11 protein-coding genes are annotated in these 13,489 nt (G+C 53.7%); 1 reads left to right on the top strand and 10 read right to left on the bottom strand.

Going from position 1 to position 13,489, the window contains the following annotated elements; genetic code table 11:
- Nucleotides 1-77: 77 nt before the first annotated feature.
- The 3 genes from trpS to NXS13_RS02820 all read right to left on the bottom strand — a co-directional run bounded on the left by trpS (nt 78) and on the right by NXS13_RS02820 (nt 2,740).
- A complete protein-coding gene (trpS, locus tag NXS13_RS02810; RefSeq protein WP_396125062.1) occupies nt 78-1,106 on the bottom strand; it encodes a tryptophan--tRNA ligase in 1,029 nt (342 codons plus the stop codon).
- An 81-nt stretch (nt 1,107-1,187) separates the two neighbouring features.
- Entirely contained in the window at nt 1,188-1,376 is a 189-nt protein-coding gene (locus tag NXS13_RS02815; RefSeq protein ID WP_259077219.1) for a hypothetical protein, read from the bottom strand.
- Between the two features lie 116 nt (nt 1,377-1,492).
- Complete coding sequence (locus NXS13_RS02820) at nt 1,493-2,740, bottom strand: MFS transporter (RefSeq protein ID WP_259077221.1); 1,248 nt, start codon at nt 2,738-2,740, stop codon at nt 1,493-1,495.
- A 323-nt stretch (nt 2,741-3,063) separates the two neighbouring features.
- Between NXS13_RS02820 and NXS13_RS02825 the strand changes: the two genes are divergently transcribed.
- The gene (locus NXS13_RS02825) at nt 3,064-5,283 is read left to right on the top strand and encodes an NADP-dependent isocitrate dehydrogenase (RefSeq protein WP_259077225.1); all 2,220 of its coding nucleotides are present in this window, start codon (nt 3,064-3,066) and stop codon (nt 5,281-5,283) included.
- A gap of 60 nt (nt 5,284-5,343) precedes the next feature.
- On the opposite strand, the gene NXS13_RS02830 is transcribed toward NXS13_RS02825, so the two are convergent.
- The 7 genes from NXS13_RS02830 to NXS13_RS02860 all read right to left on the bottom strand — a co-directional run bounded on the left by NXS13_RS02830 (nt 5,344) and on the right by NXS13_RS02860 (nt 13,489).
- Nucleotides 5,344-6,207 carry an HtaA domain-containing protein gene (locus NXS13_RS02830; protein ID WP_259077226.1) on the bottom strand — a complete coding sequence of 288 codons (864 nt, stop codon included), beginning with the start codon at nt 6,205-6,207 and terminating at the stop codon, nt 5,344-5,346.
- A gap of 34 nt (nt 6,208-6,241) precedes the next feature.
- Entirely contained in the window at nt 6,242-7,201 is a 960-nt protein-coding gene (locus tag NXS13_RS02835; protein ID WP_259077227.1) for an HtaA domain-containing protein, read from the bottom strand.
- Between the two features lie 161 nt (nt 7,202-7,362).
- Complete coding sequence (locus NXS13_RS02840) at nt 7,363-8,544, bottom strand: HtaA domain-containing protein (RefSeq protein ID WP_259289330.1); 1,182 nt, start codon at nt 8,542-8,544, stop codon at nt 7,363-7,365.
- A gap of 42 nt (nt 8,545-8,586) precedes the next feature.
- Nucleotides 8,587-9,390, bottom strand: a complete 804-nt coding sequence (locus NXS13_RS02845; protein WP_259077229.1) for a heme ABC transporter ATP-binding protein — start codon at nt 9,388-9,390, stop codon at nt 8,587-8,589.
- The gene (locus NXS13_RS02850; RefSeq protein ID WP_259289331.1) at nt 9,387-10,460 is read right to left on the bottom strand and encodes an iron ABC transporter permease; all 1,074 of its coding nucleotides are present in this window, start codon (nt 10,458-10,460) and stop codon (nt 9,387-9,389) included. The genes NXS13_RS02845 and NXS13_RS02850 overlap by 4 nt, the downstream gene beginning before the upstream one ends.
- Nucleotides 10,444-11,457, bottom strand: coding sequence for a hemin ABC transporter substrate-binding protein (locus NXS13_RS02855; protein ID WP_259158177.1), 1,014 nt, complete (start codon nt 11,455-11,457; stop codon nt 10,444-10,446). Before NXS13_RS02855 ends, NXS13_RS02850 begins: the two co-directional genes overlap by 17 nt.
- Before the next feature lie 109 nt (nt 11,458-11,566).
- On the bottom strand, nt 11,567-13,489 hold the full coding sequence (locus NXS13_RS02860) for an HtaA domain-containing protein (protein WP_259289412.1): 1,923 nt from the start codon (nt 13,487-13,489) through the stop codon (nt 11,567-11,569).

The raw sequence follows: 13,489 nt of genomic DNA on the forward strand, positions 1-13,489 counted from the left end.
GTTAATAATTATGTGCTCGTGATTGGTCTGTACAGCCCTCTGCGCCTGCGCGCAGTAGGGAGGGTTGGAGCGCTAGTCTACCGCATCCTGGGCAAAAAGCCCACCTTATCGTAGACATCTGCCAAAGTTTGGCTCGCGATTTCGCGGGCCTTCAAAGCACCGTCGGCTAAGATCTTCTCTACCTCCGCTTGGTCATTCATATACATAGCAAATTTCTCCCGCAATGGCCTCACAAATGCTTCCAACGCGGCTGCGGTCTCTACCTTAAGTACCCCATAGCCTTGACCAGCATATCTATCGACAAGGCTTGCCACGCTCTCCCCCGTGAGGGCTGACTGGATAACGAGGAGGTTGGAGACCCCGGGTTTGTTTTCTTTATCGAAGCGAATCTCCCCATCGGTGTCTGTGACTGCACTACGGATACGCTTGGCAGACATCGCTGGATCGTCGAGAAGAGATACGAGACCTTTAATATTGGCAGCAGATTTGCTCATCTTCGAGGTGGGATCCTGGAGGTCATAAATCTTAGCGGACCCTTGGGGAATCATGCCTTCTGGTACAGGGAAGGTGGGCGCATAGCGAGAGTTGAATCGCTCCGCGAGAGTGCGGGTGAGCTCTAAGTGTTGGCGTTGATCTTCACCCACAGGGACGAGCTGGGGTCGATAGAGTAAAATATCAGCCGCCATGAGCATGGGATAGGTATAGAGCCCAGCTGACGTTCGATCTGCCCCGCGCTTGGCAGATTTATCCTTGAACTGGGTCATGCGGCCGGCTTCCCCAAAACCGGTCATACAGGTGAGCACCCACGCCAATTGCGCATGCTCAGGTACGTGCGATTGCACAAAGAGGGTTGATTTGTGCGGATCAATGCCTAAAGCGAGCAGCTGTGCGGCTCCCGCAACCGTGCGGCGGCGTAACTCATCGGGATTTTGATCGACGGTTATCGCGTGGAGATCAGGGATGAAATAGAATGCCTCGTAGTCATCTTGGAGGCCGATCCACTGCTTGAGAGCTCCGAGATAATTGCCCAAGTGGTAGGAATCAGCGGTAGGTTGAATTCCCGAGAGGACGCGTTTCATTGGAGATGCGATGCTATTTTCCGTCATAAACCCATAAGTTTAGCCCACCTGCTTACTGGTACACCACCGCAGGGAAAAGTGGGCGACCTCGCCTCAACTTCCTAGACCTTATTGCTTACGTGGCTCTTTGATGATAGCTAAGACGATTCCGCTCACCACACCAGCACCGCCGATGCCTAAGCCAATAGATCCCACCATTCCTGCAATATCATGCCCTCCGACGAGAAAATACGAAGCGATCAGCAAGACGACGCCGAGTATAAGAATGACTATGCCGATTGTTTTAGTCGACTGCATGAGAAATATAGCTCCTTTAATCGAAGATGCCCTTGGGTGAAAAAAAGATATACCTACTATCAATTTACCCGAGAAGAGACAAAATAGTGAGCGCACAGTCGGTTGATCGAAGCCACCTAGTCGCCTTGGCGACGTCGCAGCGTAGCTGCCAGAGCCCACACCACGATCGCGAGTGCTCCCAAACCTGCGCCCACGAGCGCGGGCGAGGCATATCCATAACCTGCTGCAATAACCGCACCGCCCATCGAGGCGCCGGCCGCATTCGCAATATTAAGTGCGGAATGGTTTAAAGCACCGGCTAAGGTTTTGGCTTTACCCGCCACATCCATGAGTCGGATCTGCAAACATGGTATGAGCGCAGAAGCGGAAGCGCCGATCACAGCGAAGTTGATAATAGCTGGGATCATCCATGCACTTAAGGCGAAGAAGGACAGCAAGGAGAGCACGATCGCTACAAGGGTGACAAAAATTCCACCCTCTACACTCCAATCGCTCAGCCTTCCACCAGCCCAGTTGCCCACGATCATTCCGACCCCGTAAATGCTTAAGACCAGCCAGATCATGGTTTCGGGAACCCCGGCGCGTTGAGTCATCGTCCAGGATATATAGGTATAAACCGCAAACATACCGCCGAAACCAACAGCACCGATCATAAGTGATAGCCACACCTGCCCGCGCTTGAGGCTGCTCAGTTCTGCTAGCGGTGAAGTAGGCAGCATCTTATTCATATGGGGCATCAGCAGCCACAAGGCCACAACCGTGATGAGCGAGATGACGGTAACGAATACATATGCGTTATACCAGCCATAGGCCACGCCGATTGCTTGCGCGAGTGGGACACCGATAAGGCTTGAGAGTGGGAAGCCCATACCAACAAAGGCAAGCGCTCGTCCGCGGTGTCGCGGGTCCGCCATAGACGTAGTCACCAGGGCGGCGACTGAGAAGAAGGCGCCGTGCGGTAAGGCCGCAATAAAACGCGCTATAACTAAGACCTCAAAACTGGGCGATACGACGGTCATAGCGTTGCCTAAGGTGAAGGCTGCCATGAGAATGAGCACCAGTCGACGTCGCGGCATCATGCCGGTAAAGGCGGTGATAAGGGGAGCTCCCAGCACCACACCAAGGGCATAAGAAGAGATGATGAGGCTGGCTGTTCCTTCGGTCAGGTTGAAGGCCTCAGCTATATTGCGGAGCAGCCCCATAGTGACAAATTCATTTACACCGATGGCAAACCCAGCAAGGCCGAGCGCGATCCATACAATAAGGCGCTGGCGTGTAGAGATCTCGTCTTGGCGGGGAATCACTCGGCGCAGCGGCTTATGTGGCACGGTTCTTCTTTTCTCTTGAGCTGATTGGGTGGTCACGTGAACTTAAGCTACCTGCTTCCTTTCCAGCCCGCACCTTTGCCGGCTCGAAGGTGGTCAAAATAAAAGACGACCGCCCGCTGTGTCCTTCATTACTTTTCTGCACCTAATTTTTATATCCAGGCTCATCGGACTATAGCCGCAATGCCCAAAGTTCCCGATAAGAGATCTTTACTGGTTCTACCCCCGAGAGTCCACGACAAACCTACAGCTAGATATATAAAGAAGGTGAGTTAATCCACATAGATAACAAAATAGGTATTCTTGAGGAGAAAACCCTGAGTAGTTTACTAGCTCACATATCGACAAATCTAAGGAGACTGATGTCAACGATTTTCTGGACCCGCACCGATGAGGCTCCACTTCTTGCCACTTATTCACTCGAGCCTGTGGTACGAGCTTTTACCAAGACAGCGGGCATCGACGTCGTCAGCAGCGATATCTCACTCGCGGGCCGCATCCTTGCCCAATTCCCAGATTATCTCGCTCCCGATCAGCGAGTGGATGATGCACTGGCAACTCTCGGACACCTCGCCACCACTCCTGAAGCCACCATAATTAAACTCCCCAATATCTCTGCCTCTCTCCCCCAGCTCAAAGCCGCTATCAAGGAACTGCAGTCCCAGGGTTTCGAACTCCCCGACTACCCCGATCATCCGGACAGTGATACCGATCGGGATATCCGCACCCGCTACGATGCGGTCAAGGGTTCGGCAGTCAACCCAGTACTACGCGAGGGCAATTCCGATCGCCGTGCGCCGCAAGCTGTTAAAAATTTCGTCAAGAAAAACCCGCACTATATGGGTACGTGGTCGGCTGATTCCAAGACCAATGTGGCCACCATGGAAGCTAATGATTTTCGCCATAATGAGAAATCCGTGGTCATCGAACAGGACGATACTTTAAAAATCCAGGTACGCACTAGCTCTGGGGACGTCGAGGTACTGCGCGAGGAACTTCCTGTTATCGCTGGTGAAGTCATCGATGCTACCTTTATGTCTGCACGGGCTCTCGATGAATTTCTTCTTGCTCAGGTAGCTCGAGCAAAAAAGGAGGGGGTCCTCTTCTCCATTCACCTTAAAGCCACCATGATGAAAGTCTCCGATCCGATTCTTTTTGGCCACGTCGTGCGGGCTTATTTCCACGACGTATTCGAACAATTCGGCGACGAACTTCTCGCCCATGGCCTGAATGGGGAAAATGGTCTAGCCGCTATTTACTCAGGCCTGGAGAACCTCGAGAATGGTCCCGAAATTAGGGCCGCATTCGACAAAGCTCTCGAATTGGGACCCGATGTAGCTATGGTCAATTCTCATAAGGGAATTACGAATTTGCATATTCCTTCCGATGTCATTGTCGATGCCTCGATGCCAGCCATGATCCGCAGTGCAGGTCATATGTGGAATAGTAATGATGAAGAACAAGACGCCCTCGCGATCATCCCTGATTCATCCTATGCGGGCGTTTACCAGTCGGTCATTGAAGATTGCAAGGCTCACGGCGCCTACGACCCCACCACCATGGGTACAGTTCCGAACGTGGGATTGATGGCCCAAAAGGCCGAAGAGTACGGCTCCCATGACAAGACCTTTAGGATGTCAACATCGGGAACTGTGGAGGTTATCTCATCGTCGGGAGAAGTTCTCATCTCCCATGAAGTGGAAGCAGGTGATATCTGGCGAGCCTGCCAGACCAAAGATGCAGCCATTCGCGACTGGGTTCAGCTAGCTGTGGAACGCGCCCGCATCTCCCACACTCCTGCTATATTCTGGCTCGACCCTGAGCGTGCCCATGACCGCGTGCTCACCGAACTCGTCAACACTTACCTATCCGAGCTCGATACCGATGGGCTCGATATCTCCATCGCCTCGCCCGTTGAGGCGGCCCGGATATCCGTCGAGCGTATACGCAGGGGCGAGGACACCATCTCGGTGACTGGCAACGTATTGCGCGATTATAATACGGATCTCTTCCCTATCTTGGAGTTGGGTACCTCAGCGAAGATGCTCTCCATCGTCCCCCTGATGGCAGGTGGTGGCCTCTTCGAAACAGGGGCCGGCGGTTCCGCCCCGAAGCACGTTCAGCAGCTTCAAGAGGAGAATCACTTACGCTGGGACTCTCTCGGGGAATTCCTCGCACTCGCCGAGGCGCTGCGCCATATTGCCCGCACCACCGAGTCCACACCAGCGGCAGTGCTTGCCGACGCCCTCGATAAGGCCACCGAACGCCTCTTAGAAGATGGAAAATCGCCTTCGAGGAAGGTTCACGAAATTGATAATCGCGGCTCCCACTTCTTCCTCACCCTTTATTGGGCTGAGGAATTAGCTGCCCAAGAATCTGATTCCGAGTTGCGCGAGATTTTCACCCCGGTAGCCCGCGAGCTCAAGGAGCACGCCGCAGAGATCGACGCTGCGCTCATCTCTCTCCAGGGTGATCCAGTAGATCTGGGGGGATACTACCAACCCGATGAGGCTACCCTGCAGTCGGTCATGCGCCCGGTAGCAAAATTTAACACCATTATCGATCGCCTCAACTTCTCATAACCCATAAGATAATGACCGCACCGATAGTCGGTGCGGTCATTATTTTGGTCTATGTGGCGTCTAGAACGGCAGCATAATGCCGAAGCGGGGTGCGATTTCCTTCAGGAGGGCGATCAGTGCCCCAATAAAGGCAAGCGCACCAAAAATGGAGCCCACGATGATCTTCGTGCGATTTTCACTCGTGACGAGAGTTTCGCCGCCGTAGCTCTCTACCGGTTTATTCTCTCGATTAATCACGGTGAGATCGGGGCCGTCGAGAGCGACTCCAGGCTTATATGTATCAGAGAGGAAGGCCTGGGTGAAGCCTTCCAGCGTGGTGGCGGTGTCCTGGTTGATAAAGGAATAGCCACCTGCCTCTTTATCCACCAGTGGGGCAGCGAGAGTAAATTGAGCGAGGCGTACCTGTTGACCTGAAATCTGCTTCACACCATCTTTAATTTCACTTCCTGGGGCAGAGGAGAGATCCCCCTTTGTAATATGATCAGCTAGTACCGTCACATTTACTCCCTCCACGAGCAGGGTGATATTGCTCAGCTCGACGTCGAGAGACCAGGTGCGGTCGGCTTGCTGGTGCCCGAAGAAATGCACGCCGCCGTCAAATTTCAGTTCGCCGTTGCCGTCTCGATCGATAGAGGAGCGAGCCGGGTCGAGAGGGAATGAAAATTCATTGGCCTTATCCCCCGACAGCCGGGTAGCGGGACCTGTGACCTCAATCTTTCCCTGGGCGATGATCCCCTCGATATAACGCACCAAACTGCTCCGGAAACCCCACACAAAGGTGCCTTTAACAAGTGGTTGCGAACCATCTTGTTGCTTGACCACGGCCTCGGTTGCCGTAACTGCGGGCGCCACCACCACAGGAGACAATGCCATCATGGTCGCGGTGGTAACACTTAGGAAGCGCTGGGAGGGTGAAAATGACATAGGGTGTCTATCCTTATAGTAGTAACGGGCGTTTTTAGAAGCGGATGAGGCCAGGAGCTAGCGCCTGCAGAGCTGCTGCGAGCAGTCCTACGACACCAACTATTGCCGCTATAACAATACCCACGATGGCGCCGACGCTAAGGGAGGATTCAGGGGTACTCGGATCGCTAGGGTTCGCGTCAAGCTTATCACCTGGCGCTGCGGGTAAGTTATCTTCATAGCCTAGAGAAGCGGTGCTCACTGTGTCGAGACATTGGGGCTGAACCTTAAGCTCAAGGGTGGCGTCGTCGAGCGGAGCCAGCTCATCGTACTGCCCAAGGAAAGCCGTATCGATTCCGCTTACCATGCCAGCCATAGTGCCAGGCTGCGGACGATAGTGCATCCCGGTGACCTTCATCGTTACAGTATTATTCTCTCCCATCACCCACGTGGACGCAGCACCGGCACCGAATTCTTGAGTCCCCACTTGGCGATTGCTACTGGTGAGATCGGACTTTTCGTACTCCGTCATCTCTTTTCCAGGGACATAATAGGAGATATAGCTAGAGCCGGCTGCTGCTTGCCCTCCTTCCACTTTGATATAGGGCGAACGAAGGGTGGTGGCCAACTTGCCCTCGTGAGCAGTGAAGTTAATCTGGGACTTCTTCGTACCTACGACAGCCTCAGAGATCTTCAGCGAGCCATTCTCATCCAGGGTGCCCACTAACCGAGTGGTGGCTGGATCCACATCGAAAAAGAATTGGTACTCGCTGGACGTACGGCGAGCCGCATTGTCACCGACCGCACCCTCGAGGGACCACCGCCCCTGTGCTGGGCCTTGAATATAACTGCGCCAGGTTTGCTTAATGCCCCACTTCAGCGTGCCTTTACTGACAACAAAGCCAGGCTGGGTACACGTAGGCGACACCATTTCGGCACTGTGCGCATTTACGGGATTGAGTAGTGATGCGACCAAGGATGTGGCTGCAACGAGGGCGATGCGGGTACGTGCCATAAGAACGTGAATCTCCTTTTAGTGCTAGGCGCAATGGGCGCGCCACAATTTCTACAGTTACTCTATATAGGCAACCCTAAATTCTCAATACCTCCCACGAGTAGTCCCACTATAGGACCTCATCATTTTGCTGAGCATATTAAGGGCTAATCGCCCGTCTGCTACCCCTGATGTTCCAAGAGGAAAGGTCGGGCAATATCCACGAGCATCTTCCCCACCACCATAATGCTCGCCATAGCCGCGATCACCGCCAACATGGTCGACCACACCTGCCTGATGGACCCAAAGTCAGGGTCGGAACTCCCCTGTTGCTTGTTGTCAGCATTACTTGATTGGGAGGAATCTGCGGAAGGTTTTGGAGCATCGGAAGGACCCTGGGTGTCATCATTACTCGGATCCTCTGGCGCGATCTGCCCGACAGGCGACGTAGGGTTGAGCGTTTTAAGCGCCTCCACCATAGCGGGGCTTAATCGGGTGGGTTTGTTGCGACTATGTGCATACTCGGACGGAAGGCTTTCCTTGCTTAGGTCGCGGCGTAGAGTTGCTGCGGCTGTGGCATCCAAGCAGCGGGGCTGAACATCAAGGCTGACAGTAATATCGTCGAGTTCTGGCCTGTAGTCTTGGTTATAGGTACCGAGGAAGACAATATCGACTCCCTCTATGAATTGCTGCTGCTGCCCGTTGATCTCTCGAATTTGGGTGCCTGGCTGAGGTTTAATTCTCAGATTCTCGGCGCTAAGCGTTATTGTCATGGTGTCATCTGCACCAGGTTGAGAATTGTGGTGATAACTGAAGTCTCGGGAGGTCCCGAAGGTATCTTTACCTTCTACCCGATTAGCGGCAGTGCGATCCTCAGGCTGGTATCGCGTCATTGATTTACCAGGAACATAGAAACCTTCATAGCTTGTTCCCGCCCGAACTTCGCCGTCGACAATGCGGATATAGGGCGAGAGGAATGTTGACGCTAGTGCTCCTTTATGGCCGGTGAAGCTTATTCCACCCGGTGCCGTTTCAATATCGGCAGAGTGAATGCTGCCATCAGGATTGAGAGCTAGGCGGCTCGTGGAGGGATCGATGGGCATGCGGAACTGGAAATCCGCCGCAGATTTTAATGACCCGTTATCGGTCACATTGTCTGTGGTGCTCCAGTCGCCTTTAGCGATAGTGCCGGTAATATAGCTACGCCACGAGGTTTTGATTCCCCACGCTAATGTGCCGCCGGTAATAGACCAGCCTGGGTTCGCACAACTAATTACAGTCTCGGTGGGGGCGGAATTCGCGATTGCAAGATTGTGGCTACACAGTGCTGCGGTTATGGCGGTAGCGGTCACAATGGTCTTCATAATGGGCCCTCTCGGTCAGATCCGAAGGTAGACGGGGATATCCTACTGCAGGAGGCTAATAAATTCAGTGGCAGATGGGGTATGGCAGCGGCGCTTGGGATGCACACTGATCACACCGTTATTGTGCGTGACCTCAATGGGCCACCCGTAGATCGTGCTGAGGGTCTCAGCGGTATAGACGTCGTCCACCGACCCCATAGCCGCGATTGTACCGTTGGCTAGGCAAATAATCTTATCGCAGTAACTAGCGGCTGCGTTGAGGTCATGCAGCACCACCACCACTGCGACACCCGCCGCTCGAGCAATCGCTTGTACCAAACCTAGGACTTGTTCCTGATGCTTAATATCGAGTGCTGCAGTAGGTTCATCTAGCATGATGACAGGAGTTTGCTGCGCCAGCACCCGAGCGAGGGCAACGCGAGCACGTTCTCCTCCCGAAAGAGTAGCAATATCGCGTCCGGCGAGGTGGGATGTGTCAGTCGCACTCAATGCGGCATCAATAATGGCTTGATCGCGCGCCTCATATTCGCTTCCCTCCCACGGCCTGCGTCCCATGGCCACCACATCTCGCACTAAGAATTCGAAAGAGACGCTCACATCTTGGAGCATAACCGCGCGCCGTTGTGCAAGTTCCTTGCTGCTTGCCGACGCTGGGTCGACACCGGCGATATCCACCGTGCCTGTGCGCCGTTCAAGATCACCACAGAGAACAGCAAGCAGGGTCGACTTCCCCGCCCCATTAGGGCCAATAAGACCGGTGACATGGCCAGGTTCAGCGGTAAAGGATATATCGTTTAGAAGGGTGCGGCCGCCAAGATCGAGACTGATATGAGACGCTGAAATCAATGGAGCCCCTTTCTCATCATGCGGCGGAGCAGAATGAAGAATGTAGGGCCGCCGACAAAGGCAGTGAAAATACCGATGGGGAGATCGGCAAAGGCAATCATGGTGCGCGCTGAAACATCGGCAAAGCCGATCAGCGCTGCTCCAGCTGCAGCAGAGGTGGGGATTAAAATTTTATTCTCGGGACCTAAAATGGTGCGCAACACATGCGGAATAATGAGGCCAACAAACCCAATAAGACCTGCAAAAGCCACGGCTCCGGCGGTGAGGACAGTTGAGGCCCCGATCGCGATAATGCGCAGTGTCGCAACATTCACGCCCGTATGCCCCGCGGCGCGCTCGCCGAGCGCCAAGACATCCAGGGTGCGTCCCAAACGCAGAGCCATCACCAGGCCGAGCAAGACTATGGGCGCGACCACGATTACGTGTTTCCACTGGGAGCCATTAAGTGAACCCATTTGCCAGAAAATGATCTGCTCTCGGTTGGCGGTTGGCGCAAGATAAACCATGAAGGAAATGATGGCTCCGCAGACCGCATTGATCGCGATCCCTGTCAATATCAGGTTCACGACCTGAACTTTCCCCTGGGATCGAGCAAGTTGATAGATGACCACTGTCACGATAACAGCAGAGATAAAGGCCGCGAGCGGAACTGTGAAGGTGCCCAGGAGGTTGATATCAAAGACGATGACGAGTCCCGCGCCCACACCGGCACCCGCAGTCACCCCAATAATGGAGGGTTCGGCTAGTGGATTGGCAAAAACGGCCTGCATGAGAGTTCCCGCGACCCCTAAGGCCGCACCAACGAGAAGCCCTAGCACGATACGTGGGAGCCTAATCTCCCATATCACGTTTCCAGCAAGATTATCTTGACCAGGTCCCGCTGCCATCAGCGGTAGTACATCCTTCAACGGAATATAGAATTGGCCCAGGATAAGGGACAGTAAGGATGCGAGAATCACCAAGGCCAGCAGAATCACAGTGGTATATTGTCGCCTCGTGCGCCTGCGGGCAAAGACTTCGTGGCCGCTCTCAGCAATAAGTGGTGCAGCCATATTATTGCTCGGGGGCATAGATCGCCTTTGCCAATCGCAGGAGAGTTTGTCCAGTTAGTGGGCCAAAGGCCAACGATTGTCCATCGGGAAGCGTGACAATACGGCGCTTTTTACCGGCGATCGTTTGTGCCACGCCAGGACGTTGCAGGAGTCCGTCAATGCCACCCGTGGACTCGAGACCACCGCTCATCATCACTATTACTTCGGGGTTAATTTTGGCTAAAGCTTCAGCGTTTGCAGGCTCCGCGTAGGACAGGTTGTACTCAGTACCAAGATCAATTCCCCCAACCCCCTCGATGAGGTCCTTGGCACCCGTGCCCTCACCCATAATGAAGAAAACACCACCGTTGCCGCGAGCATAGAGGAAGACCATTCGCATCGGCTCAGCAGGGATGAGCTCATCAATAGCGGCTTTATCTTTAGCAATTTCCGCCTCGGTGCGCCGCGCTAATTCTTCAGCTTCTTTATTAAGGCCAACGGTGGCACCGAGGGTCATAATATCTTCGGTGACAGATTCGATGGTGCGCGAGGGTTCCATCACCACCGTTGTAATCCCGGCGGCTCTAATTTGATCGATAGCATCGCGAGGCCCAATCGAATGATCCACGATGACGAGAGTGGGCTCCAGAGAAAGCACTGCCTCCACGTTAATAGTATGGCCACCTTGAGTGACCACGGGGAGATCAGCTAAGGACTCTTCGCTAGAGGAAATGGTGCGCCCAATAATATTGTCGCCCAAACCCAATCCTCGCAAGGTCTTGGTATAAGTTCCATAGAGATCAAGTGCCACAATTCGGGAGGTATCGGTGACTTCGACATCGTAGCCATCGGCATCGGTTAATTCCACAGGAAGGTGTGGTTGCGCGGAGTCTGTGACGGGAACGATCTCATCGAAATCAGTAACCGCACTCACTCCCTCGAAACTTCGCGGATCGCTCAAGCTATGTGCCTCAGGAAGCTCCTGACGTAGAGCTGCGTTCGTGTCATAGGCACCTTGTACACCGCACCCAACCAATAGAACTGCTGCAAGGGGCCCGGCAAGGAGTGTGGAAAGACGATGCGATCGTGGGCGAGAATACTGGTCTGAAAAAATCACGTTATCTCCGTTGGTTGACTAAAAAATTTTAGGAGGCGGGGTGACTGATAACTAAGCGGGAGAGGGTGCCCCCTGCAATCACAAATGCCGAAAGCGCCATGAGAGCATACGCAGCAGGAGTAACATCCATGGGTATTCCCGTGACGTCTTGGGTGGAATTCTTGATTTTAAATCGCGACTTGCCCTCGGTGTAACCCTGCGAGTTCAATGCGGCATCCTCCTCACCAAATATCACCTCACCGAGCTGCGTACCATCTAATGGTGTTGAGGAATCAGCACTACCTGAATCGCCAGCTATTGCAGCACTCGCACGTCCCCCTTGACCCGTCGCGCAATTAGCGCCCGGCTTTAGAGTAGCGGAGAAAGTCAAGGGATCGAGATCAATACCTGGTTCGTAGAAGCCCGCGAAAGCGCGCGCTCCAGCCGCAGTCAAAGTGACACGAGCTGCGCCGTTAGCTGAACTATCACTAAGATCAAGCGAATCGAACTGTAGGTTAGCCACGACGACGCGCCCATAATTGCTGACCGTGCCCGAGGTATCAGAAGAGGTCACTGCCGCAACGAGTTGCCCGGTTGAGCCCGTAAATTGTATCTCTGGGTTGGTCAGTTGGAGATTGAGCACCCCTTGGTGGCCTGTGAATTTCACTCCCCCATTAAAAGCAATCGTACCGGTGCGCGCCTGTGGGTCAATAGCACCTGAACGACCGCTGAAGATGAACTGTCCATCCGTATAACGCACACCCGCGAGTGACCATGAGCCCTTGGCAATTGAGCCTGTGATATAGGATTGAAAGGATTTTTTAATCCCCCATCGAGCATCCGCCTGCGCGATTCCGCGAGCATCCGCTGCCTGACAAACCTCGGTATTGTACGTCATGCGCGTGGGATTTGGTGCGCTAGGATCTGACACCCCGCCTGGTGTCACGGTTGTGCCTGATGCTGTACCAGTGCGTTGATTGGTACTCGATTGAGCGGCCTGCTGATTGGGGTTGGCCGGCTGGGTGCGGTTACTATCCTCAAGGCCTGCAAATTTATGCACCGTATCTGTAAAGCGCATGGAATTACACATCAATGTGTGAATGGCCCCCATGGTGTCGTTAAACTCCGAGACCATGCCCATGACTTCACCCGCAGTACCTGAAAAATTACCGTCGATACGCCTAAGTCCGCTGGCGCAGAAATCGCCGCCGCCGGTAGTACCATTTGCTGCAAAGTCGCCTGTACTGGAGTTTTGGCAGGATCCATCCAGTTTAACTGTTCCCGAGGTCGAATCTAAGAGCGATCCTTGTTGATAGGCGTTGAGGAAGAGGGCATCTCCACCAGCGGCGAGCGTCACAGTGCCACCTAGATCAACGATCCCGGATTCGGTATTGACGGCATTATTGAGGGAAATAATAGCGATGGTGACATCATCGCCGCTGATTGGGGCGCCACGCGTAGTTTTCTCCACCTGCGTCATATCGGCTTCGTAAGATTTGTAGTCAGCAATAATTTCGGCCGTAATACCCGAGGCTTTGACTTTGATATCGCTGATCTCCATATCGAGTAAGTATTGAGAGCCGTCCGCTGCTTTATGTCCTTGAAATTTCAGCACCCCTTGCATGGGAATAATCGCCTCACTGGGGCTCTCGATCGTGGCCTTACCAGGAGTAAATACGAAGGCGCTATCAGCCCCGGTCGGGGAGCCAGTAAAGCCAATCCCCGAGCTTTGCTGCCAGCCCCCCTGAGCAATGGGGCCAACAATATATTCCCGAAAACTCTTTTTCACACCCCAGTTCATAGCACAGGTGGTTTGAGCTGCAGCTTCTGGCACCATAGCAGTTGGTGCGCTGAGGAAAAGTAGTCCCAAGAGAGCTGGGATGACGACGAGGCTTTTTGCCGTGCTCCGCACAAGGCCCTTGAAGGGACCATAATATCTGGGAGCAGTACTCACCGGATAACGAGTTGGCAT

It is taken from the genome of Corynebacterium sp. ES2730-CONJ (genome assembly GCF_024834055.1).
In the GTDB taxonomy this organism is placed as follows: Bacteria; Actinomycetota; Actinomycetes; order Mycobacteriales; family Mycobacteriaceae; genus Corynebacterium.

Coding starts and splice junctions, on each gene's coding strand:
- trpS (WP_396125062.1), bottom strand. CDS start 1,106: ATGACGGAAAATAGCATCGCATCTCCAATGAAACGCGTCCTCTCGGGA.
- NXS13_RS02815 (WP_259077219.1), bottom strand. CDS start 1,376: ATGCAGTCGACTAAAACAATCGGCATAGTCATTCTTATACTCGGCGTC.
- NXS13_RS02825 (WP_259077225.1), top strand. CDS start 3,064: ATGTCAACGATTTTCTGGACCCGCACCGATGAGGCTCCACTTCTTGCC.
- NXS13_RS02830 (WP_259077226.1), bottom strand. CDS start 6,207: ATGTCATTTTCACCCTCCCAGCGCTTCCTAAGTGTTACCACCGCGACC.
- NXS13_RS02835 (WP_259077227.1), bottom strand. CDS start 7,201: ATGGCACGTACCCGCATCGCCCTCGTTGCAGCCACATCCTTGGTCGCA.
- NXS13_RS02840 (WP_259289330.1), bottom strand. CDS start 8,544: ATGAAGACCATTGTGACCGCTACCGCCATAACCGCAGCACTGTGTAGC.
- NXS13_RS02850 (WP_259289331.1), bottom strand. CDS start 10,460: ATGCCCCCGAGCAATAATATGGCTGCACCACTTATTGCTGAGAGCGGC.
- NXS13_RS02860 (WP_259289412.1), bottom strand. CDS start 13,489: ATGCCAACTCGTTATCCGGTGAGTACTGCTCCCAGATATTATGGTCCC.